At 59.8% G+C, this 25,604-nt stretch carries 24 protein-coding genes and 1 other RNA gene; 8 read left to right on the top strand and 17 right to left on the bottom strand.

What is annotated here, in order from left to right:
- The first annotated feature begins 135 nt into the window (after positions 1-135).
- The 3 genes from ligA (at position 136) to ffs (ending at position 4,234) form a co-directional block, all read left to right on the top strand.
- Complete coding sequence (gene ligA / locus AC1DWM_RS07765) at positions 136-2,493, top strand: NAD-dependent DNA ligase LigA (RefSeq protein WP_223511757.1); 2,358 nt, start codon at positions 136-138, stop codon at positions 2,491-2,493.
- Between the two features lie 169 nt (positions 2,494-2,662).
- Positions 2,663-3,829 carry a zinc-binding metallopeptidase family protein gene (locus tag AC1DWM_RS07760; RefSeq protein WP_477794945.1) on the top strand — a complete coding sequence of 389 codons (1,167 nt, stop codon included), beginning with the start codon at positions 2,663-2,665 and terminating at the stop codon, positions 3,827-3,829.
- A gap of 308 nt (positions 3,830-4,137) precedes the next feature.
- Positions 4,138-4,234, top strand: an RNA gene (ffs, locus tag AC1DWM_RS07755) — signal recognition particle sRNA small type.
- 120 nt (positions 4,235-4,354) lie between these two features.
- Here the strand turns inward: ffs and AC1DWM_RS07750 are convergent.
- Positions 4,355-5,122: a substrate-binding periplasmic protein gene (locus tag AC1DWM_RS07750; RefSeq protein ID WP_477794944.1), complete on the bottom strand. Its 768-nt coding sequence runs from the start codon at positions 5,120-5,122 to the stop codon at positions 4,355-4,357.
- Between the two features lie 143 nt (positions 5,123-5,265).
- Between AC1DWM_RS07750 and dnaX the strand changes: the two genes are divergently transcribed.
- The 5 genes from dnaX (at position 5,266) to AC1DWM_RS07725 (ending at position 11,061) form a co-directional block, all read left to right on the top strand.
- Positions 5,266-7,341, top strand: a complete 2,076-nt coding sequence (gene dnaX / locus AC1DWM_RS07745) for a DNA polymerase III subunit gamma/tau (protein WP_477794943.1) — start codon at positions 5,266-5,268, stop codon at positions 7,339-7,341.
- Between the two features lie 66 nt (positions 7,342-7,407).
- The gene (locus AC1DWM_RS07740) at positions 7,408-7,746 is read left to right on the top strand and encodes a YbaB/EbfC family nucleoid-associated protein (protein ID WP_027921723.1); all 339 of its coding nucleotides are present in this window, start codon (positions 7,408-7,410) and stop codon (positions 7,744-7,746) included.
- A 264-nt stretch (positions 7,747-8,010) separates the two neighbouring features.
- Entirely contained in the window at positions 8,011-9,045 is a 1,035-nt protein-coding gene (locus tag AC1DWM_RS07735) for an NADP-dependent oxidoreductase (protein ID WP_477794942.1), read from the top strand.
- Between the two features lie 65 nt (positions 9,046-9,110).
- Positions 9,111-9,713: a recombination mediator RecR gene (gene recR, locus AC1DWM_RS07730; protein WP_223511751.1), complete on the top strand. Its 603-nt coding sequence runs from the start codon at positions 9,111-9,113 to the stop codon at positions 9,711-9,713.
- A gap of 199 nt (positions 9,714-9,912) precedes the next feature.
- Positions 9,913-11,061 carry an acyl-CoA dehydrogenase family protein gene (locus AC1DWM_RS07725; protein ID WP_477794941.1) on the top strand — a complete coding sequence of 383 codons (1,149 nt, stop codon included), beginning with the start codon at positions 9,913-9,915 and terminating at the stop codon, positions 11,059-11,061.
- Positions 11,062-11,191: 130 nt separating this feature from the next.
- Here the strand turns inward: AC1DWM_RS07725 and AC1DWM_RS07720 are convergent, their stop codons facing one another.
- The 16 genes from AC1DWM_RS07720 to AC1DWM_RS07645 all read right to left on the bottom strand — a co-directional run bounded on the left by AC1DWM_RS07720 (position 11,192) and on the right by AC1DWM_RS07645 (position 25,601).
- Positions 11,192-11,740: an adenine phosphoribosyltransferase gene (locus tag AC1DWM_RS07720; protein WP_223511749.1), complete on the bottom strand. Its 549-nt coding sequence runs from the start codon at positions 11,738-11,740 to the stop codon at positions 11,192-11,194.
- Positions 11,741-11,819: 79 nt separating this feature from the next.
- Positions 11,820-12,554: a fumarate/nitrate reduction transcriptional regulator Fnr gene (gene fnr / locus AC1DWM_RS07715; protein ID WP_223511748.1), complete on the bottom strand. Its 735-nt coding sequence runs from the start codon at positions 12,552-12,554 to the stop codon at positions 11,820-11,822.
- Between the two features lie 126 nt (positions 12,555-12,680).
- Positions 12,681-14,063 carry an oxygen-independent coproporphyrinogen III oxidase gene (hemN, locus tag AC1DWM_RS07710; protein WP_223511780.1) on the bottom strand — a complete coding sequence of 461 codons (1,383 nt, stop codon included), beginning with the start codon at positions 14,061-14,063 and terminating at the stop codon, positions 12,681-12,683.
- Positions 14,064-14,224: 161 nt separating this feature from the next.
- Entirely contained in the window at positions 14,225-14,908 is a 684-nt protein-coding gene (locus AC1DWM_RS07705) for a sulfite exporter TauE/SafE family protein (protein ID WP_223511747.1), read from the bottom strand.
- Positions 14,901-15,119 carry a cbb3-type cytochrome oxidase assembly protein CcoS gene (ccoS, locus tag AC1DWM_RS07700; protein WP_477794940.1) on the bottom strand — a complete coding sequence of 73 codons (219 nt, stop codon included), beginning with the start codon at positions 15,117-15,119 and terminating at the stop codon, positions 14,901-14,903. The genes AC1DWM_RS07705 and ccoS overlap by 8 nt, the downstream gene beginning before the upstream one ends.
- Before the next feature lie 25 nt (positions 15,120-15,144).
- The gene (locus AC1DWM_RS07695) at positions 15,145-17,595 is read right to left on the bottom strand and encodes a heavy metal translocating P-type ATPase (RefSeq protein ID WP_477794939.1); all 2,451 of its coding nucleotides are present in this window, start codon (positions 17,593-17,595) and stop codon (positions 15,145-15,147) included.
- 140 nt (positions 17,596-17,735) lie between these two features.
- Positions 17,736-18,275, bottom strand: a complete 540-nt coding sequence (locus AC1DWM_RS07690) for a FixH family protein (protein ID WP_223511743.1) — start codon at positions 18,273-18,275, stop codon at positions 17,736-17,738.
- Between the two features lie 11 nt (positions 18,276-18,286).
- On the bottom strand, positions 18,287-19,702 hold the full coding sequence (gene ccoG / locus AC1DWM_RS07685; RefSeq protein ID WP_223511742.1) for a cytochrome c oxidase accessory protein CcoG: 1,416 nt from the start codon (positions 19,700-19,702) through the stop codon (positions 18,287-18,289).
- 205 nt (positions 19,703-19,907) lie between these two features.
- Positions 19,908-20,318 (bottom strand): type II toxin-antitoxin system VapC family toxin, encoded by a 411-nt coding sequence (locus AC1DWM_RS07680; RefSeq protein ID WP_223511741.1) that lies wholly within the window; start codon positions 20,316-20,318, stop codon positions 19,908-19,910.
- Positions 20,318-20,572, bottom strand: a complete 255-nt coding sequence (locus AC1DWM_RS07675; protein ID WP_223511779.1) for a type II toxin-antitoxin system Phd/YefM family antitoxin — start codon at positions 20,570-20,572, stop codon at positions 20,318-20,320. Before AC1DWM_RS07675 ends, AC1DWM_RS07680 begins: the two co-directional genes overlap by 1 nt.
- A gap of 177 nt (positions 20,573-20,749) precedes the next feature.
- Positions 20,750-21,733 (bottom strand): cytochrome-c oxidase, cbb3-type subunit III, encoded by a 984-nt coding sequence (ccoP, locus tag AC1DWM_RS07670; RefSeq protein ID WP_223511740.1) that lies wholly within the window; start codon positions 21,731-21,733, stop codon positions 20,750-20,752.
- Positions 21,730-21,915 (bottom strand): CcoQ/FixQ family Cbb3-type cytochrome c oxidase assembly chaperone, encoded by a 186-nt coding sequence (locus AC1DWM_RS07665; RefSeq protein WP_003175465.1) that lies wholly within the window; start codon positions 21,913-21,915, stop codon positions 21,730-21,732. The genes ccoP (AC1DWM_RS07670) and AC1DWM_RS07665 overlap by 4 nt, the downstream gene beginning before the upstream one ends.
- A 5-nt stretch (positions 21,916-21,920) precedes the next feature.
- Complete coding sequence (gene ccoO / locus AC1DWM_RS07660; protein ID WP_223511739.1) at positions 21,921-22,529, bottom strand: cytochrome-c oxidase, cbb3-type subunit II; 609 nt, start codon at positions 22,527-22,529, stop codon at positions 21,921-21,923.
- Positions 22,529-23,971 (bottom strand): cytochrome-c oxidase, cbb3-type subunit I, encoded by a 1,443-nt coding sequence (gene ccoN / locus AC1DWM_RS07655; protein ID WP_223511738.1) that lies wholly within the window; start codon positions 23,969-23,971, stop codon positions 22,529-22,531. The genes ccoO and ccoN overlap by 1 nt, the downstream gene beginning before the upstream one ends.
- 482 nt (positions 23,972-24,453) lie before the next feature.
- The gene (gene ccoP / locus AC1DWM_RS07650) at positions 24,454-25,407 is read right to left on the bottom strand and encodes a cytochrome-c oxidase, cbb3-type subunit III (RefSeq protein ID WP_477794938.1); all 954 of its coding nucleotides are present in this window, start codon (positions 25,405-25,407) and stop codon (positions 24,454-24,456) included.
- Positions 25,404-25,601 (bottom strand): cbb3-type cytochrome oxidase subunit 3, encoded by a 198-nt coding sequence (locus AC1DWM_RS07645; protein WP_223511778.1) that lies wholly within the window; start codon positions 25,599-25,601, stop codon positions 25,404-25,406. Before AC1DWM_RS07645 ends, ccoP (AC1DWM_RS07650) begins: the two co-directional genes overlap by 4 nt.
- Positions 25,602-25,604: the final 3 nt, after the last annotated feature.

Here is a 25,604-nt window from a genome sequence, read left to right as displayed (position 1 = left end):
CTCCCGTACCCTGTAGGAGCCGAGCTTGCTCGCGATGGCGATCACAAAGACGCCATCGCCGGCAAGCCGTGCTCCTACAATGATTTAACAGATTGAGCAGCCTCGGCTGCTCTTTTGCTTTATGAGAGAACACCCATGACCGCCGCCAAAAACCGCATTCTAGAGCTGCGCGCTGAGCTGGATCAGCACAACTATCGTTATCACGTACTGGATGAGCCAAGCATTCCGGACGCCGAATACGACCGTTTGTTCCACGAACTCAAGGCCCTTGAAGCGGCTAACCCCGAACTGATCACCAGCGATTCGCCGACCCAGCGCGTGGGTAGCGCAGCGTTGTCGGCGTTCACTCAAGTGCGTCACGAGGTGCCGATGCTCAGCCTCGGTAACGCCTTCGAAGAGAACGACATGCGCGAGTTCGATCGCCGGGTGACGGAAGGCCTGGACTTGCCGGCCGGTGATCTGTTCGGTGGCGGTGCAGCGGTGGAATACAGCTGTGAACCGAAGCTGGATGGCCTGGCAGTCAGCCTGCTGTATCAGGACGGCGTGCTGGTACGCGGCGCGACGCGCGGCGACGGCGCCACCGGCGAAGACATCAGCGTCAACGTGCGCACCGTGCGCAACATCCCGCTCAAGCTGCACGGCACTGGCTGGCCCGCGACCCTGGAAGTGCGCGGCGAAGTGTTCATGTCCAAAGCCGGTTTCGAACGGCTCAACGCCACCCAGCTGGAAATCGGCGGCAAGACCTTCGCCAATCCGCGTAACGCAGCAGCCGGCAGCTTGCGCCAACTGGATTCAAAGATCACTGCCAACCGCCCGCTGGAATTCTGCTGCTACGGCATCGGACAGATCTCGGCGGACATTGCCGACACGCACATTGGTAATCTCAAGCAGCTCCAGGTGTGGGGCATGCCGATCAGTCATGAGCTGAAACTGGCGCACGGCATCGACGAATGCCTGGATTACTACCGCGACATTGGCGAGCGTCGAAACGGGCTGGCGTACGAAATCGACGGCGTGGTGTTCAAGGTCAACAGCATCGCCTCCCAGCGGGAACTGGGTTTCCGCGCTCGCGAGCCGCGCTGGGCGATCGCGCACAAATTCCCGGCCATGGAAGAGCTCACCGAGCTGCTCGACGTCGAGTTCCAGGTCGGTCGTACTGGCGCTGTCACGCCGGTGGCGCGCTTGAAACCGGTCAAGGTGGCCGGTGTCACGGTGGCCAATGCGACCTTGCACAACATGGATGAGGTCGCGCGGTTGGGCCTGATGATCGGCGATACGGTGATCATTCGCCGTGCGGGTGATGTGATTCCCCAAGTGGTGCAAGTGGTGCTTGAGCGCCGTCCGGAAGATGCTCGCCCGGTACAGATTCCCGAGCAGTGCCCGGTGTGCGGTTCGCAGGTCGAGCGCACGCAATTGGTCAAGCGCAGCAAAGGCCGCGAGACCGTCAGCGAGGGCGCGGTGTACCGCTGCGTCGGTCGTCTGGCGTGTGGTGCGCAGCTCAAGCAGGCGATCATTCACTTCGTTTCCCGTCGCGCGATGGATATCGAGGGCCTGGGGGACAAGAGCGTCGAGCAACTGGTCGACGAAGGCCTGGTGAGTTCGCCGGCTGACTTGTATGCCTTGAAGTTCGACGACATTGTCGATCTGGAAGGGTTTGCCGAGGTGTCGAGCAACAAGCTGTTGAGTGCCATCGAGGACAGCAAAAAGCCGAGCCTGGCGCGCTTCATCTATGCCCTCGGGATTCCCGATGTCGGCGAAGAGACGGCCAAGGTGCTGGCGCGCTCTCTCGGCTCGTTGGAGCGGGTTCAGCAGGCATTGCCGCACGTGCTCACGTACTTGCCGGACGTTGGTCTTGAAGTGGCTCACGAGATCCACAGCTTCTTTGAAGATGCGCATAACCAGCAAGTCATCGAGGAGCTGCTCAAGCACGGCTTGCAGATTCAGGATCAAGGAGAGCTTGGCGCCGAGTTTGCGGCGAGCACCACGCTGGGCGGATTCCTCGACAAGCTGCACATCCCTTCGGTAGGGCCGGGCGGGGCGCAGAAGTTGGCGGACAAGTTTGGTTCGCTGGAAGCGGTAATGAACGCCGATTGGCTGGACATGCGTCAGGCGCTGCCGGAGAAGCAGGCCAATTCGGTTCGCGAGTTTTTTGCGGTCGAGGACAATCGCCAGCTCGCCGAGGCTGCCGAGAAGCAGCTGCGCGATTTTGGCATGCACTGGCAGAGCGAGAAAAAAGTCGTCGAAGGCTTGCCGCTGGCAGGGCAGACCTGGGTGCTGACCGGTTCGCTGGAGTTGATGAGCCGCGACATCGCCAAGGACAAACTCGAAAGCCTGGGTGCCAAGGTGGCAGGTTCGGTGTCGGCCAAAACCCATTGCGTGGTGGCGGGGCCGGGGGCGGGTTCCAAGTTGGCCAAGGCTAATGAGCTAGGGTTGAAAGTGCTCGATGAAGAAGCATTTGTCGAATTTCTGCGTAAGCACGATATTTCGGTGTGATGTCCTTCGCTGGCAAGTCGAATCGTCGCACCGCAGCTCCTACAGGGTTTACGCGATCCTTGTAGGAGCTGGCTTGCCAGCGAAGGCGATCTCAGCCCTCTCACAAGAAGTGGGAACGATCTTCACCGGAGAATGATCTAGTCTTGGCAAGCCCCAGGGAGAGATCGCCATGTACCGCTTCTTCGAACAGCTCAGCTCGCGCATCGCCGCGCCCTTCATCGGTGAAAGCTCGCGCAACAGCAAGGCCTGGCAGTGCCGTTGCGGGCAGTCGCTGTTCTTCCGCAACAGCCAGTGCCTGGTCTGTTCCGCGGCGTTGGGTTATCAGCCCGAACAGAGTCGCTTGTCGTCGCTGCAACCGGGTTTGCAGGCTGATACCTGGCGGCTCGATGCCGACCCGCCAGCCGGTGTGTTCCGCCGCTGCGCCAATCTCGATTCCCCGGCTGCGTGCAACTGGCTGCTCCCGGCTAATGACCACGATGCGCTGTGCATCGCCTGTAGCCTGAATCACACCATCCCTGACCTGTCGATTGCGCAAAACCACGACCGCTGGTGCAAGGTGGAAACGGCCAAGCGGCGTCTGGTCGCGCAGTTGGTCAGCCTGGGTTTGCAGGTAATTCCAAAAACCGTCGACGAAGAAACCGGTCTGGCGTTTGATTTCATCGGTGTCGACCTGGAAGGCAAGTCGCCGACCACCGGACACGCCAACGGCCTGATCACCCTCGACATCAAAGAAGCCGATGACGCCCACCGCGAGCAGGTCCGGGTGCAAATGCACGAGCCCTATCGCACGTTGCTCGGGCATTTTCGGCATGAGATCGGGCATTACTACTGGGACCGGCTGATCGCCAACAGCCATTGGCTGGAACCGTTCCGCGGACTGTTCGGTGACGAGCGCGCCAGTTACGCAGAGGCGCTGGAGCGGCATTATCAGCAAGGCGCGCCGCTCGACTGGCAGCAGCAGTGCGTCAGCGCCTACGCGACCATGCACCCGTGGGAAGACTGGGCGGAAACCTGGGCGCATTACCTGCACATGATGGATGCGGTGGACACCGCTCTCGGGTTTGGCATGAGTGCGCGGGAAATGGATTTCGATTGCCAGCCATTTCCGTTGAGCGCGCTCTACGATCCACAGCATCCGGGCGGCGCGGCGTTTCTGGCGTTCGTCAAGGCGTGGATCGAGTTGGCCGGGATGCTCAATGAACTGTCACGCAGCATGGGGCAGCCGGATTTCTATCCGTTCGTCCTGCCGCCAGCTGTGATCGCCAAGTTGCACTTCATTCACCTGGTGATCCAGCAAGAGGGCGGCAGGGCGGATGAGGTGTTGCAGGACCTGTGACGATCGTTCACTGCAACGTCCGCCTGTAGCAGCTGTCGAGCAGCGCGAGGCTGCGTTCGGCTGCGCAGCAGTCGTAAAATCAGACGACGCGGTTTTTCAGGTAAACCACCATCACCGAACTGGCGACTGCTGCACAGCCGAACGCAGCCTCGCGCTGCTCGACAGCTGCTACAGGGGGCGGGGATTCAAGGGGGTTGCATGTCCTTGAAGGCACTCATGTTTTTTAATCTGCGCCAACGGTTGTAACTTCGTCTCAGATAGGTACAATGGCGCGGCTCGCCGTCAGGTGAGCGTCGTTATGGTGACCCCATCGGTCCCCCCGCAACGATTACCCGTGAACCTGGTCAGATCCGGAAGGAAGCAGCCACAGCGGGAACATTGTGTGCCGGGGTGTGGCTGGTGGGGTTGCCTCCATAACGCACCGCGAATCCTCTTTCGCGTTATCTTTCTGAAAATATTTTTTATCGTTCTGCCATGGATTATCTCCAGGGCGGCGTTTTGTCGTTTCCGATTTCAGAATGAACATTAATAAGGCTTGCTCACCGCCACGTTGGATGACTCATTGCCGATATACAGGCTAACAATGTCATCAATCTCCCCCGACATTTTCATCCGCTGCAGCGTGTGCAGAATGCGCTGCACCGGCACCTTGGGGTCGTTGCGCACGTAGCAACCGACATTCTGTTCCTGCAACACCGCCACGACTTTCAATTGCCGGTCGGCCAGCAGGCGCTGATTGAACCAGTCCAGTGTCCATTGATTGCTCACTGCATAGCGATAGCGTCCGGCGTGAAGTTTTTCCAGCACTTGTTCCTGATTGCGTGCATCTTCGCGGTGCAGGCGGTCGGTATCGAACAAGGGTTGCAGCGTCGGATAGCTATAGCTGAGCACCGTGCCGACAGGTTGCGGAGGCAAATTGGCTGGCGTTATCGAGTCTGGCGATTCTGGCAGGCCGATCAGCACATCGTGCTGATGCCACAGTGGAATGCTCCAGATGTAGTCACCGGACTGATTGGGTAGCCAGGACTGGGCGGCATAGCAACGCACATCGACCTCGCCGTGTTCCATGGCGTTTTGCACCCGCGCCCGGGGCATTACATGAAATTCGGCTGGCACACCGACCTGGGTGGCTAGACTGAGCATCACGTCAAACAGAATGCCTTGGGTCGGGCGGCCGTGATCCAGTTGCACCATCGGCATCGCCCAACTGTCGGGCACGACAAAACGCAACGGCGCTTCGGCAGCGGCGACGTTCAGGCTTATCCATAGCAATGCCCCCAAGGCACAACGCATAAACGCTCCGGTACCTCTGAAACCCGAGCCGATTAAAGCCCGGAAAGTGCAGCTTAGCCAGATTAGACGAGCACACCGGATGCAATTTTGCCCTTGCTCCGCTAGCATTAGCCGCTTCTGTTCCTTCGTTGCGACGGTTTTCGATGAGTTATCAGGTTCTTGCACGTAAATGGCGTCCGCGCTCGTTCCGCGAAATGGTCGGCCAGACCCATGTGCTCAAGGCTCTGATCAATGCCTTGGACAGCCAGCGGTTGCACCACGCCTACCTGTTTACCGGTACGCGCGGGGTCGGCAAGACTACCATCGCGCGCATCATCGCCAAATGCCTGAACTGTGAAACAGGTATCACGTCGACGCCGTGCGGCGAGTGCTCGGTGTGCCGCGAAATCGATGAGGGGCGCTTTGTCGACCTGATCGAGATCGACGCCGCGAGCCGGACCAAGGTCGAAGACACCCGCGAGCTGCTCGACAACGTGCAGTACGCCCCGAGCCGCGGGCGCTTCAAGGTCTACCTGATCGACGAAGTGCACATGCTCTCCAGCCATTCCTTTAATGCGCTGTTGAAAACCCTCGAAGAGCCGCCGCCCTACGTCAAGTTCATCCTGGCGACGACAGATCCGCAGAAACTTCCTGCAACCATTCTGTCGCGATGCCTGCAATTCTCCTTGAAGAACATGACGCCGGAACGTGTGGTCGAGCATTTGACCCACGTGCTGGGGGTCGAGAACGTGCCGTTCGAAGACGACGCGCTGTGGCTGCTGGGTCGTGCCGCCGATGGCTCGATGCGCGATGCCATGAGCCTCACCGACCAGGCCATCGCCTTCGGTGAAGGCAAGGTCATGGCCGCCGACGTGCGGGCGATGCTCGGTACGCTGGATCATGGCCAGGTCTACGACGTTCTGCATGCGTTGATCGAAGGTGACGCCAAGGCGTTGCTCGAAGCCGTCCGTCATCTGGCCGAGCAAGGTCCGGACTGGAACGGCGTACTTTCGGAAATTCTCAACGTGCTGCACCGTGTCGCCATCGCCCAGGCCTTGCCTGAAGGTGTCGACAACGGCCAGGGCGACCGTGATCGGGTGCTGGCGCTGGCCCAGGCGTTGCCGGCCGAAGACGTGCAGTTTTATTACCAGATGGGCCTGATCGGCCGCCGCGATTTGCCGTTGGCCCCCGACCCGCGTGGTGGTTTTGAAATGGTGCTGCTGCGGATGCTCGCCTTCCGCCCGGCAGACACCGCGGACGCCCCGAGGCAACCGCTAAAGCCAGTGGGGATCAGCCAGGCCACAGTTGATTCCGCAAACTCAGTGGCTGCCGCGCCAGTTGTTGCGCCGGTAGTCGCTGCGGCAGTTGCACCTGCTCCTGTTGCTCCAGTTTCAGTCCCGGCTCCCGCGCCGGAACCTGAACCGGTTGCGCCCGTTGTCGTGCCTGAGCCTGTGGTTGAGCCCGTAGCGGTCGGGGAAGTCGTCGACCTGCCGTGGAATGACCCGGTCACGCCCGAAGTCGTGCAGCAACCCGCCGTCGAGCCGGTTCTGGAAACCGCTGGCGAGCAGCCCGAGTTGCCGCCAATGCCGTTGCCAACGCCTGACAGCGTGGTGCCGGACGCGCCGGAATGGGCCGCGGCGCCGATCCCGGAACCTTCCGTTGCCGAAGTCGATGCCGCCACGCCGGGCATGGACCAGGACGACGAACCGCCGCTGGATGAGGATTACATCGAACCGGACATGGATTCGGCCTACAGTTACCTCGATGAACTGGCCAGCGAACATGCCGCCGACCCCGCGCCGGAACCGGAGCCTGAGCCGGCTGCGATGCCGGCCACCGGTCTGGCAGCGCAATGGCTGGAGCTGTTCCCGAAACTGCCGATCTCCGGCATGACGGGCAGTATCGCCGCCAACTGCACGCTGATTTCCGTCGAGGGCGATCACTGGCTGATGCACCTGGACCCGGCCCACAGCGCCTTGTTCAACGCGACTCAGCAACGTCGTCTCAATGATGCGCTGAACCAGTTTCACGGGCGCACACTGACCCTGAGCATGGAGCTGATCAAGCCCGAGCAGGAAACCCCGGCCCAGGCCGCGTCCCGGCGCCGTGCCAACCGTCAGCGCGAGGCCGAAGAGTCAATCCACGGCGATCCGTTCATCCAGCAAATGATGCAACAGTTCGGTGCGGTGATCCGTAACGATACTATTGAACCTGTCGACGCTCTGGTCAGTCAGGGCTAATAACTGAAGGCGTTCGGTCAAAAGGGCCGGACGCTGTTTAATCCAAGTACTTTTGAGGTGATTCCCATGATGAAAGGTGGCATGGCCGGCCTGATGAAGCAGGCACAGCAGATGCAGGAAAAAATGGCCAAGATGCAGGAAGAGCTGGCCAACGCCGAAGTCATCGGTAAAGCGGGTGGCGACATGGTCACCGTGGTGATGACCGGTCGTCACGACGTCAAGAGCGTGACCATTGACCCGAGCCTGGTTGAAGGCCTGAGCGAAGACGACAAAGAGATGCTGGAAGCCGTCGTCGCCGCCGCCGTCAACGATGCCGTGCGCAAGATCGAAGCCAACAGCCAGGACAAAATGTCCGGCATGACCGCTGGCATGCAACTGCCGCCGGGCATGAAACTGCCATTCTGATTCGCTAAAGCGCGTCGGATGAGCTACAAAAAAATGCCAGGCATCGCGCCTGGCATTTTTGTTTTTGCCTGTTACAAGTGTGATGCCTTGAGGTCGCCATCGCTGGCAAGCCAGACTCCTGCAGGATTGAGGTGATCCCTGTAGGAGCCTGGCTTGCCAGCGATGAAGTCACCTCGGTAAAACTGACGAAACATCGAACCGGACACCGCGACAACGGTCTGCTCCCCTATACCGCCCAATTCTCGATAAAAAGGAGACGCTCACATGCCACAAGCATTGACCCTCAACCAACGTATCGTCCTGGCGTCCCGCCCGGTTGGCGCGCCGACGCCGGATAATTTCCGCCTGGAAAGGGAAGCGCTTCCGGACCTCGCTGACGGCCAGGTGCTGCTCAAGACCCTCTACCTCTCGCTGGACCCGTACATGCGGGGGCGCATGAGTGACGCGCCGTCCTACGCCGCACCCGTCGAAATCGGTGAGGTCATGACCGGTGGGGCTGTCAGCCGGGTCGAGCGCTCGTCGAACCCGAAATTTCAGGAAGGTGATGTGGTGGTGGGTGCCACCGGCTGGCAGAGCCACAGCATCAGCGATGGTCGCAACATCATCCCGGTGCCGTCCGGGCTGCCGACCCCATCGATGGCCTTGGGTGTGCTGGGCATGCCGGGCATGACGGCTTATATGGGCTTGATGGACATCGGCCAGCCGAAGGCCGGCGAAACCCTTGTGGTTGCGGCGGCGTCCGGTGCGGTGGGTTCGGTGGTCGGCCAAGTGGCGAAGATCAAGGGCCTGCGCGTGGTCGGTGTGGCCGGTGGTGCGGAAAAATGCCGTTATGTCGTCGACGAATTAGGCTTTGATGCATGCGTTGACCACAAGAGCCCGAACTTTGCCGATGAGTTGGCGCAGGCGTGCTTCAGCGGTATCGACATTTACTATGAGAACGTCGGCGGCAAGGTGTTCGACGCGGTGGTGCCGCTGCTCAATGCCAAAGCGCGGATTCCGTTGTGTGGCCTGATCGCTTCCTACAACGCCCACGAAGCACCAACCGGCCCGGATCGCCTGCCGCAATTGCAACGGACGCTTTTGACCAAGCGCGTGCGGATTCAGGGCTTCATCGTGTTCGACGACTATGGTGACCGTCAGCCGGAATTCATCAGTGCCATGGCGCCGTGGGTCCGTGATGGCAAGGTGAAATTCCGCGAAGACGTGGTCGATGGCCTGGAGCAGGCGCCCGAAGCGTTCATCGGTCTGCTGGAAGGGCGCAACTTCGGCAAACTGGTGGTGCGGGTCGCGCAAGACTGAGTATTTGACGCTAAAGAGAGGCGCGGGTATAAACCGCGTCTCGTTGTTTTGTCGGACGTTTCCCCATGAGCTTCAGCCCTTTGATTCGCCAACTGATCGATGCCCTGCGAATTTTGCCGGGCGTAGGTCAGAAAACCGCCCAGCGCATGGCGCTGCAACTGCTTGAACGTGATCGCAGCGGTGGTTTGCGACTGGCGTCGGCCTTGAGCCAGGCCATGGAAGGGGTGGGCCATTGCCGGTTATGCCGCACGCTGACCGAAGACGACCTTTGCCCGCAGTGCGCGGATACCCGTCGCGACGACACCTTATTGTGTGTGGTGGAAGGGCCGATGGATGTTTACGCGGTGGAGCAGACCGGGTTCCGTGGTCGTTACTTCGTCCTCAAAGGGCATTTGTCCCCGCTTGATGGTCTCGGGCCTGAGGCGATTGGAATCCCGCAATTGATGGCGCGGATCGAAGAGGCCGGGAGCTTTACGGAAGTCATCCTCGCGACCAACCCGACGGTGGAAGGCGAGGCGACGGCGCACTACATCGCACAGTTGCTCAGCAATAAAGGCCTGATAGCCTCGCGTATCGCCCATGGTGTGCCGTTGGGCGGCGAGTTGGAATTGGTGGATGGCGGGACGTTGGCGCATTCGTTTGCCGGGCGTAAGCCGATCGCTTTGTAGTGTCTGAACGGGCCCCTTCGCGGGCAAGTCGAATCGTCGCACCGCCGCTCCTACAGGGTTTTTTGGCGTGACATAGATCCAGTGTAGGAGCTGGCTTGCCAGCGAAGGGCGCACCTCGGTTCCCCCTGATTCACACATTCCTGTTGAAAACCAAGCAAGCGCTCGGTTAACGTCACTGAACCTTCAGTGGAGTTCGCCGATGCCTGCCTTTCAGGAATACTTCGATCCCAGCCACCAATTGGTCCGCGACAGCGTCAGACGTTTCGTCGAGCGTGAAATTCTCCCGGACATTGATCAGTGGGAGGAAGCTGAAAGCTTTCCCCGTGAGCTCTATCTCAAGGCCGGTGCCGCCGGGATTCTGGGTATTGGCTACCCCGAAGCGCTGGGTGGCAGTCATGAAGGTGATCTGTTCGCCAAGGTCGCCGCCAGCGAAGAGCTGATGCGCTGTGGTTCTGGCGGACTGGTGGCCGGTCTCGGTTCGCTGGACATCGGCCTGCCACCCATCCTCAAGTGGGCCAAGCCCGAAATCCGCGATCGTGTCGTGCCACTGGTGTTGTCCGGCGAGAAGATCAGCGCCCTGGCCGTCACCGAACCAAGCGGCGGATCCGACGTCGCCAACCTGCAAACCCGTGCCGTGCGTGACGGTGACTTCTACCGGGTCAGCGGCAGCAAAACCTTTATCACCAGCGGCGTTCGTGCCGATTTCTACACCGTTGCGGTGCGCACCGGCGAGCCGGGTTTTGGTGGCATCAGCCTGTTGTTGATCGAGAAGGGCACGCCCGGTTTCACCGTTGGCCGTCAGTTGAAGAAAATGGGCTGGTGGGCGTCGGACACGGCTGAGTTGTTTTTCGACGATTGCCGGGTGCCAGTCGGCAATCTGATCGGCGCAGAAAACATGGGCTTCGCCTGCATCATGGGCAATTTTCAGAGTGAGCGTCTGGCGCTGGCGCTGATGGCCAACATGACCGCGCAGCTTGCGCTGGAGGAGAGCCTGAAATGGGCGCGTCAGCGTGAAGCCTTCGGTAAACCCATCGGCAAATTCCAGGTGCTCAAACACCGCCTCGCCGAGATGGCGACCGCGCTGGAAGTGTCTCGGGAGTTTACCTATCGCCAAGCGGCGAAGATGGCGGCGGGGCAGAGTGTGATCAAGGAAATTTCGATGGCCAAGAATTTCGCCACCGACACGGCGGACCGTATCGTTAACGATGCGGTGCAGATCTTGGGTGGTTTGGGTTATATGCGCGAAAGCCTGGTGGAGCGGCTGTACCGGGATAACCGAATTCTGTCGATTGGTGGCGGGACGCGGGAAGTGATGAACGAGATTATCAGTAAGCAGATGGGGCTTTAATCAAATTGGAGCTGTGCGGTGTTGCTACTGACGCCATCGCGAGCAGGCTCACTCCTACACTGGATTTGTGGCGTTCACAAAACCCCTGTAGGAGTGAGCCTGCTCGCGATGGCGATTTTAAAGTCGCCGCTTACTTATCGCTCAACGCAAATTGCGTCAGGCAGAACGTCGGGATACCCATATCTTCCAAGCGCTGCGACCCACCCAGCTCCGGCAAGTCAATAATCGCCGCCGCTTCATGAACCCGCGCGCCCATGCGCCGAATCAGGTTCGCCGCCGCAATGAGCGTGCCGCCAGTGGCGATCAGGTCATCGAACATCACCACCGAATCGCCCTCGCACAGACTGTCGGCATGCACTTCGAGAAACGCTTCGCCGTACTCGGTCGCGTAACCTTCGGCCAACACTTCGGCCGGTAGTTTGCCTTGCTTGCGGAACAGCACCAGCGGTTTGTTCAGCTGATACGCCAGCACCGAACCGATCAGGAAACCACGCGCATCCATCGCCCCGATGTGGGTGAAATCGGCTTCGACATAGCGATGGGCAAAGCTGTCCATCACCAGGCGCAGGGCCGTGGGCGATTGAAACAACGGGGTGATGTCACGAAAGATCACGCCTGGCTTGGGAAAGTCGATCACGGGGCGGATCAGGGATTTGATGTCGAAGGAGTCGAAGGCCATAGTCGAGGAATCCTGGCAGGCTGCAAACGTCGCAGTATAACGGCGGCTGAACGGTTTCGCTCAGCCGCAATGGTTGCAATCAGCCTTCGACAGAGCCGCCGGCCAACGCGCAGAGCTGGATTGGGTCGAGGATATGGATTTCCTTGCCTTCGGCAGCGATCAATTCGTTTTGCTGGAAACGGGTGAAGACCCGGGACACGGTTTCCACCGCCAGCCCCAGGTAGTTGCCGATTTCGTTGCGCGACATGCTCAGGCGGAACTGGTTGGCCGAGAAACCGCGGGCGCGAAAACGTGCCGACAGGTTCACCAGGAACGTGGCGATACGCTCGTCGGCGGTTTTTTTCGACAGCAGCAACATCATTTGTTGATCTTCACGAATCTCGCGGCTCATGACGCGCATCAACTGACGGCGCAGTTGCGGCAGTTGCAGGGCCAGCTCGTCGAGGCGGTCGAAAGGGATCTCGCACACCGAGGTCGTTTCCAGCGCTTGCGCCGACACGGGATGCTTTTCGGTGTCCATGCCCGACAGGCCGACCAGTTCACTCGGCAGGTGGAAACCGGTGAGTTGCTCTTCACCGCTGTCGCTCAGGCTGAACGTCTTGAGGGCGCCGGAGCGTACTGCGTAGACGCAATCGAAGGTATCGCCCTGGCGAAACAGGAACTCACCTTTTTTCAGCGGGCGGCCACGTTTGACGATGTCGTCCAGCGCATCCATGTCTTCCAGGTTCAGAGACAGCGGTAAACACAGGGGCGCGAGGCTGCAATCCTTGCAATGGGCCTGGTTATGAGCACGCAGTTTGACTGGCTCGGACATTTCTTCAATCCTTGTGGGAAAACACACATAAGACGTAAGGGTAACCCACGGGAGGGCGTTCGGGCCAGTTTGCGCAGATATTGTCACGACACGATATAGGGTGGTGTCTGGCGGTGCTGGGCAAAGCTAGATCACCCGGGAAAACCGCTGGTGGTTGAGCTGTTGCAGATAGGCATCAAACGCCATGCACACCGACCGAACCAGCAAACGACCCGCCGGCAGAACGGTGATTCGTTCGTTGTCGAGGGTGATCAAGCCGTCATCGGCCATGGTCTGAAGCTGCGGCCAAAGTTGGCCAAAGTAGCCGCGAAAGTCGATGTTGTAAGCCTCTTCAATCGCGATGAATTCCAGGCTGAAATTGCAGATCAGTTGCTGTATCACCGCCCGCCGCAAACGGTCATCGGCGTTACACACCAGGCCACGACTGGTGGCCAGTTGAGCTGCGTCCAGGGTGTTCTGATATTGCGCCAGGTCGGTGGTGTTCTGGCAGTACAGATCACCGATCTGGCTGATGGCTGACACCCCCAAACCGATCAAATCGCAATGCCCGTGGGTGGTGTAGCCCTGAAAGTTGCGTTGCAGGGTCGATTCTTCCTGGGCAATCGCCAGTTCGTCGTCGGGCAGGGCAAAGTGGTCCATGCCGATGTAGCGGTAGCCGGCTGCGGTCAGTTGTTCGATGGTGCTTTGGAGCATTTCCAGCTTCTGCGCCGGCGTTGGCAGCTCGTCGCTGTTGATGCGCCGCTGCGGCATGAAGCGTTCCGGCAAATGCGCGTAATTGAATACCGAGAGCCGATCCGGTTGCAGGTTGATGACTTCATCGACTGTGCGGGCGAAATTTTCGGGCGTCTGCCTGGGCAAGCCATAGATCAGATCGATGTTGATCGAACGAAATTGCAGGGTCCGGGCAGCGTCGATCACGGCACGGGTTTCTTCCAGGCTTTGCAGGCGATTGACTGCCCGTTGCACGGCCGGGTCGAGGTCTTGCAGGCCAATGCTGACGCGGTTGAAGCCCAGTTCGCGCAGCAAGCCCATGGTCGACCAGTCGGCTTCGCGAGGGTCGATTTCGATGCCGTAGTCGCCGGAATCGTCATCCAGCAAGTTGAAGCTTTTGCGTAACCGGGCCATCAACTGGCGCAGTTCATCGTGGCTGAGAAAAGTCGGGGTGCCGCCGCCAAAGTGCAGTTGTTCGACCTTCTGCGTCGGGTCGAGGTGACAGGCGATCAGCTGGATTTCCTGCTCAAGACGCTGCAAGTAGGGCAGGGCACGGCCACGGTCCTTGGTGATGACTTTGTTGCAGGCACAGTAGTAGCAAATGTTCGCGCAAAACGGCACGTGCACGTACAGCGACAACGGGCGCATGGCCTTGCGGCTGTCGCGCAGCGCGTGGAGCAGGTCGAACGAGCCGACCTGACTGTTGAATTGCACCGCAGTCGGATAAGAGGTGTAGCGCGGTCCCGCCAGGTCATAACGGCGGATCAGATCGGTGTCCCAACGAATGGCGTCGAGCATCATGCGGGCATTCCCCCGGATAGGCTGGCAGTGACTGCGAGTCTAGGGGCTGAGGCGGTTGGGCATGTTGATTTGTGTCAAGGTCAAGATCTGCTCGCTTGGTGAAAACCTCTTCGTCGGAACGCCGCCCGGAGCCTGCTCGCGAATGGGGCACCGCCGATCTAATGCCCCATAAGCCAATGCTGATGCGGCCCCGGCAAGGTCCATATGCCAAACAGCATCACCAGCAACCCACCCGTCATGCGTACGCTGCGTTTGCGTAACAGCGCCGTCACCCGCTCCGCGGCCAGACCCGTGGCGAGCAGCACTGGCCAGGTGCCCAGTCCGAAGGCGAGCATTAATAACGCACTGTCCAGCGCATTACCCTGGCTGGCCGACCACAACAACGTGCTGTAAACCAACCCGCACGGTAGCCAGCCCCAAAGCGCACCCAGCAGCAAGGCTCGGGGCAGGCTCGACACCGGCAGCAATGTGTTGGCGATCGGTTGGATATGTCGCCACAGGCCGCGGCCCAGGCTTTCGATGCGGGTCAGACCGCTCCACCAGCCGGCGAGGTACAGGCCCATGGCAATCAACAGTAAACCGGCAATGACCCGCATAAACATGGCTGCCGGGCTGTTGGCCACGGCCCAGCCCGCCAGACCGATCAGCAGGCCGGCCGTGGCATAGCTGAGGATTCGTCCCAGGTTGTAAGCCAGCAGCAGTCGAAAGCGCCGGCTGCGTTGTTCCTTGGGAATCGCCAGGGTCAGCGCGCCCATCAAGCCGCCGCACATGCCCAGGCAATGGCCGCCCCCGAGCAAACCGAGAATTACCGCGGACACCAGCAGTGGCGCCAATTCAAGCATGAGGCTGCGCCTTGTCGTCCGGCTTGGCCGGATGGCCGCTGGCTTCATCGACCGCTGCTTTGTGGGCCGGGTCCTGGTCGTCGAACAGAATGCTGTGGGCCGGGCCGTCGAGGTCGTCGTACTGGCCGCTGTCAACTGCCCAGAAGAAGATGTAGACAGCGATGGCCACGAGCAGCAATGCGGCCGGGATCATCACGTATAGAGCTGGCATGGGTGGACTCCATGCCCGCGTCGGCTCAGGCCGGCAGCGGGCGGGTTTCTGGCGTGGCGGAGGCGGCCGGCATGCTCGGCAGGCGAGTCAGGCGCAGGGCGTTCAGCACCACGGTCAACGAACTGATCGACATGCCGACGGCGGCCCAGACGGGCGTAATCCAGCCCAAGGCAGCGAACGGCAACATGAGGCCATTGTACAACCCGGCCCACAGCAGGTTCTCGATGATAATCCGACGGGTTCGCCGCGCCAAACTGAAGGCTTGCACCAGCGCATCGAGGCGGTTGGACAGTAACACGGCATCGGCGCTGGTTTTCGCCAGATCGGTGGCCGAGCCCATCGCCACACTGATGTCGGCAGCAGCCAGCACCGGCACGTCGTTGACCCCGTCACCGAGCATCAACACCTTGCGGCCTTCCTTGTGCAGTTGTTGCAGGACCTGCAGTTTGTCGTCCGGACGTAAACCACCACGGGCCTCGTCGATACCCAGCTCAGCAGCGACACTGGCGACCATCGGCGAGCTGTCGCCGGACAGCAGCAAGGTTCGCCAGCCCCGCGCCTTGCAGGCTTGCAGCAATGCCGGGGCATCGGCGCGCAAACGGTCGTCGAGGACAAACCACGCCAGTGGACCTTGAGTGTCGCCGAGCAGCAACCATTGGCCCGCTTCATCGGGCATCAAGGGCACGGATGCGCCACTGAGTTCGCAGACAAAACCTGGCTGGCCAATTCGCAATCGCTGGACGCCGACCAGGCCCTCAAGACCCAGCCCCGGCGTGCTGTGGACTTCTTCTGCGGCCAGTGGCGCGCGGCCAAAGGCTCGGGCGATCGGGTGTTCGGAGCGGTTTTCCAGTGCGGCAGCGAGGCTCAGGCAGCGGTCACTGTCGAGTGCGCCAAGGGGGCGGATTGAACGCAATGCCAGACGACCTTCAGTGAGGGTGCCGGTCTTGTCGAAGATTACCGTGTCGATCTGGTTCAAGCCTTCCAGCACATGACCGCGCGTCAGCAACAGACCGAGTTTGTGCAGCGTACCGGTGGCGGCGGTCAGCGCGGTTGGCGTCGCGAGGGACAAAGCGCACGGGCAGGTGGCGACGAGCATGGCCAGCACAATCCAGAAGGCTCGCGATGAATCGAGTTCCCACCACAACAGACCAATGGCAGCAGCGGCAATCAGCGACAACAGCAAAAACCACTGCGCGGCACGGTCGGCGATTTCCGCCAGGCGCGGCTTTTCGGCTTGTGCGCGGTCCAGCAGGCGGACAATGGCGGACAGTCGCGTGTCCTGGCCCAGTGCCAACACTTGCACCGTCAACGCCCCTTCAACGTTCAGCGTGCCGGCGGTCACTGCGTCGCCTGGCGTTCGCGGTTGCGGCAGGTATTCGCCGGTCAGCAGCGACTCGTCGATGCTCGACTGGCCATCGAGAATCTTGCCGTCCGCCGGCAGAATCGCGCCAGGGTGAACCAGTACCTGATCCCCCACACGTAACTCGGTGAGCAGGATTCGCTCGCTCTGGCCGTCAGTGTTCAGGCGCAGGCAAGAAGCGGGCAGCAGGTTGACCAGTTGTGCGGTAGCGGCGGCGGTGCGCTCGCGGGCTCGGCGTTCCAGATAGCGGCCGGCAAGAAGGAACAGCGCAAACATCCCGACCGCATCGAAATACAGCTCACCGGCACCGGTGATCGAGGTCCAGATCCCGGCGAGGTAGGCGCTGCCAATCGCCAGCGACACCGACACGTCCATGGTCAGGTGGCGGGTGCGCAAGTCGCGCATTGCCCCTTTGAAGAACGGCGCACAGCTGTAGAACACGATCGGTGTGGTCAGAAACAGCGCGACCCAGCGCAAAATGGTGTGCAACTCGGGGCTGAGGTCGATGTTGAATTCCGGCCAGGTGGCCATGGTCGCCATCATCGCCTGGAACCACAGCAGCCCGGCGACACCGAGTTGACGCAAGGCCAGACGGTTTTCGCTGGCCAGTTGTTCGCTGGCGCGGTCGGCTTGATAAGGGTGGGCGGCGTAACCGATATGGCGCAACTCACTGAGGACTTGGCTCAACGGTAATTGCGCGTCGGCCCAGCGTACGTGCAAGCGATGATTGGACAGGTTCAGCCGTGCTTCGGCCACTGCCGGCAAGCCGCGCAGGTGTTTCTCGATCAACCAGCCGCACGCGGCGCAGCTGATGCCTTCCATCAACAAGGTGGTCTCGGCGAGGTCGCCGTCGTGGCGCACGAAAGGTGCTTGCACGTCGGCGCGGTCGTACAGCGCCAGTTCGTCCACCAACTGCACCGGCAAGGCTTCGGGGTTGGCCGAGGACTCGCTGCGATGCTGGTAATAGCTTTCCAGCCCACCCGCCACGATAGCTTCGGCCACCGCCTGGCAACCCGGGCAGCAAAACTCGCGGGTATCACCCAGGACCGCAGCGGTGAAGCGGCTGCCGGCCGGGACGGGCAGGGCGCAGTGGAAGCAGGGGGTTGGAGTGGTCATGAGGTGGAGTCTATATCGTTCGGGTGGGCCTCATCGCGAGCAGGCTCGCTCCCACATGTGATCGATGTCATGCACAAGGTCTGTGTACACCAGAGATCCACTGTGGGAGTGAGCCTGCTCGCGATGCGCGAAGCGCGACTTTACTTTTTCAGGTCTTCGGCACCTTGCAGCGGTTCATCGCCCAGCAGCAGGTCTTTGTCGTGGCTGACCGGTTCTTCTTCGAACATGCGCCAGGTCTTGTCGCCTTCGACCCCCAGCAACTCTACAAAGCGACGGCCTTCGACCTTGTCGCTCAGTTGACCAATGTAGCGGCCCTGTTCTGTGTCGCTGTGGACGAGGGTGATTTTGCGATCCTTCTCCGGCTGAGTCGGCGAGATCAGATTCAGTTCGAGGGTTTTCGGTTGGCTGTTGCCGCTCAGGTGCAGGTCGACTTCACCGGTTATGCCATCCAGATGAACACTGGCGCGCAGTTGCAGGGTCTGGGCCAGCAGTTCACGGTCGAGTGAGCGATTGATGCCTTTGCCAGCCTCGTAGTAGTTGTCGTTCACCAGGTCGATCGGGTGATTCACCGCGATGGTCACCATGGACAAGGTCAGGGTCACCGAACAGGCCAGAATCCCGATGATGATCCACGGCCAAAGGTGCTTGTACCAGGGACTTGCGGCAGATGCTGCGGGCATGGCGACTTCTCTCAACGAATTTGTGGGCCGATGAATCGGCTCTTGGCTTCAACGTGAACGCTGTCGTCATCGGCATCCTTGAGGATGAATTTCACCTCGTTGGTGCTCGATGGCAGTTTTTCCGGTGCGCTGGACAACTCTACCGGCTGGCTGAATATTTCCCCGGCCGCGACTTTGATCTCGCGCTTGCCTTGCAGCTTGAGGTCCGGCAAACCGGTGGCCTCCAGCACGTAAGTGTGGTCGCGCTGGTCTTTGTTCATGATTTTCAAGCTGTAGACGTTTTCGATTCGGCCTTCGGCATTCTCGCGGTACAGCACGCGGTCTTTACTGACGTCGAAACCGACCAGCGAACGCATGAAGAACGCGGTGATCAACAACGAAATCATCGTCAGCAGCACCAAGGCATAGCCGATCAGGCGCGGGCGCAGTTTATGGGTTTTTTGCCCGGACAGGTTGTGTTCGGTGGTGTAGCTGATCAGGCCACGTGGGTAGTCCATCTTGTCCATGATGGCATCGCATGCGTCGATACAGGCGGCGCAACCGATGCACTCGATTTGCAGGCCGTCGCGGATGTCGATGCCGGTCGGGCAGACCTGGACGCACATGGTGCAATCGATGCAATCGCCCAGGCCTTGTGCCTTGTAGTCGATGCCTTTCTTGCGCGGGCCACGGGACTCGCCACGACGTGGATCGTAGGAAACGATCAGTGTGTCCTTGTCGAACATCACGCTCTGGAAACGAGCGTACGGGCACATGTAAATGCACACTTGCTCGCGCAGCCAGCCGGCGTTGCCGTAGGTGGCGAGGGTGAAGAAACCGACCCAGAAATACGACCAGCCATCTGCTTCGCCGGTGAAGAAGTCGAACACCAGTTCACGGATCGGCGAGAAGTAACCGACAAAGGTCAGGCCGGTCACAAAACCGATCAACAGCCACATCGAATGCTTGCTGAATTTACGCAGGAGTTTGTTGGCGCTCATCGGCGCTTTGTCGAGCTTGATGCGCTGGTTGCGGTCGCCTTCGGTGACTTTTTCGCACCACATGAAAATCCACGTCCAGACGCTTTGCGGGCAGGTATAACCGCACCACACGCGACCGGCGTACACCGTAATGAAGAACAGGCCGAAGGCACTGATAATCAAAATCCCCGACAACAGGATGAAATCCTGAGGCCAGAACGTTGCACCAAAAATAAAGAATTTACGCTCCGGCAGGTTCCACCAGACGGCTTGATGACCGCCCCAGTTCAGCCAGACCGTGCCGAAATACAACAGAAACAAAAAGGCGCCGCCCATCATCCGCAGATTGCGGAAAAGGCCAGTGAAAGCGCGGGTGTAGATCTTTTCTCGAGAGGCGTAGAGGTCGACGCTGTTGTTCGCGTTCTTGTTGGGTGGAGTGACGTCGTGTACCGGAATCTGGTTGCTCATCGTTGCATCCCACGGCAGTGGAAAAATGCCCCGGTCAGTACATGCCAACCGCGGTCAAAAAGGGGTGTTGCAGTGGCGCAATGATACGCCTGAAGCTCTGGCACAAGGGTGCGACCTTTGGTCACGTTGGTGGAAATCAACTGACGGTGTAATGACTTGAATCAATTGACTTGTGAATTATGGACGGTTTTGCAGGGCGGCGGGTTCATTCGTCCCATGGGTTGATCAGCGCAACACCGCTGGATTGAAAGTCGCTGGTGTTACGGGTGACCACTGTAAGCCCGTGAACGAGTGCCGTCGCAGCGATCAGGGCATCGCTTTCGTTGGCGCGGTCCGGAACATGCAGGCTGGCACAGCGCAATGCCACGGCGGCATCGATCGGCAGGATTCTGGCATCGAAGGCCGGTATCACGTGTCGTTTTAGCCAGGTGCGCAATACCTTTCCCTGGACGGGATCGCGCCGCTCCATTCGCAGCACCCCGGTCTCCAGTTCCTTCAAGGTAATGGCTGAAATAAACATTCGTGGGGCGATGATACTTTTGGCCCAGGCGACGACGTTTGCGTCTGCCTGGGGTTTGCGTAATTCGGATATTACGTTGGTGTCGAGCAAGAACATCAGGACAGGTCCACGGGTCGATGATTGATGACGGCACGCTCGGTGTCGAACTCGATGTCTGCCGCTTCCGGCATCACCAACAGGTCGACAATGTTTGCGTTGATGCCGGTCAGTTTTTGGTACTCCTCAATGCTTAGCAGTACGTGGGCAGGTCTGCCACGGTCGGTGATGATAACCGGCCCCTGAAGCGTGGCTTTTTTGGCACTACTTGTGTCCTGATTGAATTCACGGCTGGAAATGGTGGTGATGGCCATCATGTGTGTCCCTCCTGAAAATGCTTTGTAGAAACGTTACTACTCGGCAGGTTGTCAGGCAACCTCAGAAGGGATGCAGAGCGCTACCATCGGTCGCTGTATTAATGCGATTGAAACAAAACGGCCCCGCCAATTCTCATTGGCGGGGCCGTTTTTTTGTTGCCTTAAGCGTGTGTCTTACTGAGCGTCTGTCGCCAGTGCTTTCTCACCTTGAGAGAGGCTGTAGACGTAAGCGGCCAGCAGGTGAACCTTGTCGTTGCCTTGCAGCTGTTCTTGCGCAGGCATCTGGCCCTGACGGCCGTAACGGATGGTCTGCTGCAGTTGAGCGAAGCTCGAACCGTAGATGAACGCGCTCGGGTGAGTCAGGTTCGGTGCGCCCATCGCTGGCGTACCTTTGCCTTCCGGACCGTGGCAGGCCACGCAGTTGGCAGCGAACAGCTTCTGGCCGGCAACCGGGTCAGCCTTGGTGCCTTCCGGCAGTTTGCGGCCATCGAGGTTGGTCAGTACAAACGCTGCAACGTCGGAAACGCCTTGCTCGCCGATCACGTCCGCCCATGCCGGCATGACCGCGTGGCGGCCGCCCATGATGGTGGTCTTGATGGTTTGTGCTTCGCCGCCCCAACGCCAATCAGCGTCAGTCAGGTTAGGAAAACCGTAAGCGCCCTTGGCGTCGGAACCGTGGCAGACCGAGCAGTTGGAGGCAAACAGACGGCCACCCATCTTCAGGGCTTGCGGGTCTTTGGCGACTTCTTCGATAGGCATGGAAGCGAACTTGGCGAAGATCGGGCCGAACTTGGCGTCCGACTTGGCCATTTCCTTTTCCCACTCGTGTACGCCGGTCCAGCCGGTCTGGCCGTTGGCGAACGCGGTCTGCTTCTCTGTATCGAGGTAGCTGTAACCCGGCAGCAAGCCTTTCCAGTTGCCCAGGCCCGGGTACAACACCAGATAGCCCAAGGCGAAAATGATGGTGCCCACGAACAGCATGAACCACCATTTTGGCAGTGGGTTGTCGTACTCCTCAATCCCGTCGAAGGAGTGTCCAACCGTATCTTCCGTCTGCTCGGTGCGCTGACCCTTGCGGGTGGACAGCAGCAGCCAGGTCAGGGCGAAGATGGTGCCGAGAGTGAGGACTGTGACGTACAGACTCCAGAATGTAGTCATTCTTTGTTACTCCTAGAAGCTTGCTCGACGTGCTTGATGGCTTCGGGATCATCCGCGAAAGGCAGCAAGGTCGCGTCTTCAAACTCCGACTTGCGCTTGGGGCTGAACACCCACAACGCCAGACCGATGAAGGCCACCATCACAACAACGGTGCCCAGGCCACGAATCATCCCGATATCCATCTAAATCACCGTTTGCTTTTGATGATGGTGCCCAGGCCTTGCAGATAGGCCACCAGCGCGTCCATTTCGGTTTTGCCCTTCACAGCATCCTTGGCACCGGCGATGTCTTCGTCGGTGTAAGGGACGCCGAGCGCGCGCAAAACTTCCATTTTCTTGGCGGTGTCTTTGCCGTCGAGCTTGTTTTCCACGAGGAACGGGTAAGCCGGCATGACCGACTCAGGCACCACGTTACGCGGGTTGTACAAATGCGCACGCTGCCAGTCATCAGAGTAACGACCGCCGACACGGGCCAGGTCCGGACCGGTACGCTTGGAACCCCACAGGAACGGGTGATCCCAGACGCTTTCACCGGCGACCGAGTAGTGGCCGTAACGTTCGGTTTCAGCACGGAACGGGCGGATCATCTGCGAGTGGCAGCCGACACAGCCGTTGGCGATGTAGATATCGCGGCCTTCCAGTTCAAGGGCGGGGCGCGGCTTCATGCCTTCGACCGGCTTGTTGGTGACGTCCTGGAAAAACAGCGGAACGATCTGGGTCAGGCCGCCGATGCTGACGGCGATAACCATGAAGAAGGCCAGCAGGCCAATATTCTTCTCGACTGCTTCATGCTTCATCAGTGAGCTCCAACTACAGCGATCTGTTCGGCGGCTTTGGCTTCTGCCGGGTTCGAGGCGCGTACGGTACGCCATACGTTGTAGGCCATGAACAGCATGCCGCTGGCAAAGAACGCACCGCCCAGGGCGCGAACGATGAAGCCAGGGTGGCTGGCTTGCAGCGCTTCGACGAACGAGTAGGTGAGGGTGCCGTCATCGTTGATTGCACGCCACATCAGACCCTGGGTGATGCCGTTGACCCACATCGAAGCGATGTACAGAACGGTGCCGATGGTCGCGAGCCAGAAGTGCGCGTTGATCAGGCCGACGCTGTACATCTGCGGGCGACCGAACAGTTTCGGGATCATGTGGTAAACCGCGCCGATCGAGATCATCGCTACCCAGCCCAAGGCGCCGGCGTGTACGTGGCCGATGGTCCAGTCGGTGTAGTGAGACAGCGCGTTGACGGTCTTGATGGCCATCATCGGGCCTTCGAAGGTCGACATGCCGTAGAACGCCAGCGACACGACCAGGAAGCGCAGGATCGGGTCGGTGCGCAGCTTATGCCAGGCGCCCGAGAGGGTCATCATGCCGTTGATCATGCCGCCCCAGCTTGGTGCCAGCAGAATGATCGACATTGCCATGCCCAGCGACTGAGCCCAGTCCGGCAGAGCGGTGTAGTGCAGGTGGTGCGGACCGGCCCAGATGTACAGGGTGATCAGCGCCCAGAAGTGCACGATAGACAGGCGATAGGAGTAGATCGGACGCTCGGCCTGTTTCGGAACGAAGTAGTACATCATCCCCAGGAAGCCGGTGGTCAGGAAGAAACCGACCGCGTTGTGGCCGTACCACCACTGGATCATCGCGTCAGTCGCACCGGCGTAAGCCGAGTAGGACTTGAACAGGCTGACCGGCAGCGACATGTGGTTGACGATGTGCAGCATCGCAGTCACGACGATGAAGGCGCCGTAGAACCAGTTACCGACATAGATGTGCTTGGTCTTGCGCTTGACGATGGTGCCAAAGAACACCAGTGCGTAAACGATCCAGACAACGGCCAGCAAAATAGCCAGAGGCCATTCCAGCTCCGCGTATTCCTTGCTGGTGGTGTAGCCCAGCGGCAAAGTAATGCCGGCACCGACGATCACCGCTTGCCATCCCCAGAAGTGGAAGGCCGCGAGGCTGTCGGAAATCAGTCGCGTTTGGCAGGTTCGCTGCACGACGTAATAAGAAGTGGCAAACAGTGCACAACCACCGAAGGCGAAAATCACCAGGTTGGTGTGCAACGGGCGTAAGCGTCCAAAAGTCGTCCACGGCAGACCGAAGTTCAATTCCGGCCATACAAGCTGTGAGGCGATGAAGACACCGAGCCCCATGCCAAGGATCCCCCAGACCACCGTCATGATGGCGAACTGGCGGACTACCTTATAGTTATAAGCAGTCGGACTGATTGCTGTGCTCATTCTAAGGTTCCACGGTTTGGGTGTTTTATTAGGAGTAAAAATCGGCCGCAAGTATGGAGAAAGCAGGGGGTCATTGCAACGCGCCATGACCCCGGTCAAGGCTTTCTAAAGCTGATTCTGCGGCCTTTCCATGCGCCGCGTAGGGACAAAATCGCCCAAGGGAAAAATGTCGCCGCGGACGAAAATGGTAAGGGGGTCCGGTCAGTTGTAACGGGACGTGTTCAAACGCAACGATCGAGTGACCGACGGCAATTGGCGCGACAGCCGGTATCTACCAGCCTTTGCGGGTTGTCATCGAACAGAATCGTCGAACACATCGGCTAAAAACGACCCGGAACCGGCTCATGCCAGTCCGCACGGAGGAAGCTTAGACCCGAATCTGGTGAACCGAAAGAAAGAGCAAGGGGAGGGTGCGACAATGGGTCGCAAAGAAGCAGGGAACTGCCGCATCCGGGAGAATGCGGCAGCAGAGCGGTCGAGAATTATTCGGTTTTGCCTTCAGCCTGCAAACGCTCGGTGCCGGCACCGTGGGACAGGCTGTACACGTAAGCGGCCAGCAGTTGCACTTTGTCGTTACCGAGCAATTCGTTCTGCGCCGGCATATGGCCCTGGCGACCATGGCGAATGGTCTGCTGCAATTGCGCCAGGCTCGTACCGTAAATAAAGCCGGCCGGGTGCGTCAGATTCGGCGCGCCCATGGCTTCAGTGCCCTGGCCGTTTGCTCCATGACACGCTACGCAGGTGGTGCTGAACAGTTGCTGTCCGGCTTGCAGGTCGGCGCCGCTGTCGGCAGGCAACGGCAGGCCAGCCAAGTCATGGCGGACGTACGCCGCGACATTTTTCACGCCGGCCTCTCCGAGGATTTCACCCCAGGCCGGCATCGCCGCCATGCGACCGCCCATGATCGTGGTTTTGATCATTTGGGCGTCGCCGCCCCAGCGCCAATCGCTGTCCGCCAGGTTCGGGAAGCCAAACGCGCCCTTGGCATCCGAGCCGTGGCAGACCGAGCAGTTGGACGCAAACAGGCGGCCGCCCATTTTCAGCGCTTGCGGGTCCTTGGCCACTTCTTCTACCGGCATGGCGGCGAATTTGGCGAAGATCGGACCGAACTTGAAGTCGGCCATATCCATTTCCTTTTCCCACTCATGCACGCCGGTCCAGCCGTTTTCATAGCCCGGCAAAATGCCTTTCCAGTTGCCCAGGCCCGGATAAAGGATCAGGTAACCCACGCCAAACACCAGCGTGCCGACAAACAGCATGAACCACCACCGCGGCAACGGGTTGTCGTATTCCTCGATGCCGTCGAAGCTGTGGCCCATGGTCTGGTCGACGCTGCCCTTGGTTTCGCCCTTGCGGGTGGCGATCAGCAGCCAGGTCAGGCCGATCAGGCTGCCGATGGTCAGTACGCAGATCCACGTACTCCAGAAGGTGGTCATGGCCGGGTACTCCTTGTTTCTGGTTCTTGGGTGGTGTCGGGTTGTGGCTCATCGGCGAACGGCAGCAAACGTGCTTCGGCAAATTCCGCAGTGCGCTTGTTGTTGAACACCCACAGCGTCAGGCCGACGAAGGCCACAAACACCACGACCGTGCCCAGGCCTCGGATCATTCCACTGCTCATTTCGCTCGCTATAAA

The organism is Pseudomonas sp. P4_C8, assembly GCF_056401975.1.
This window is presented reverse-complemented; position numbering and strand designations above follow the sequence as displayed.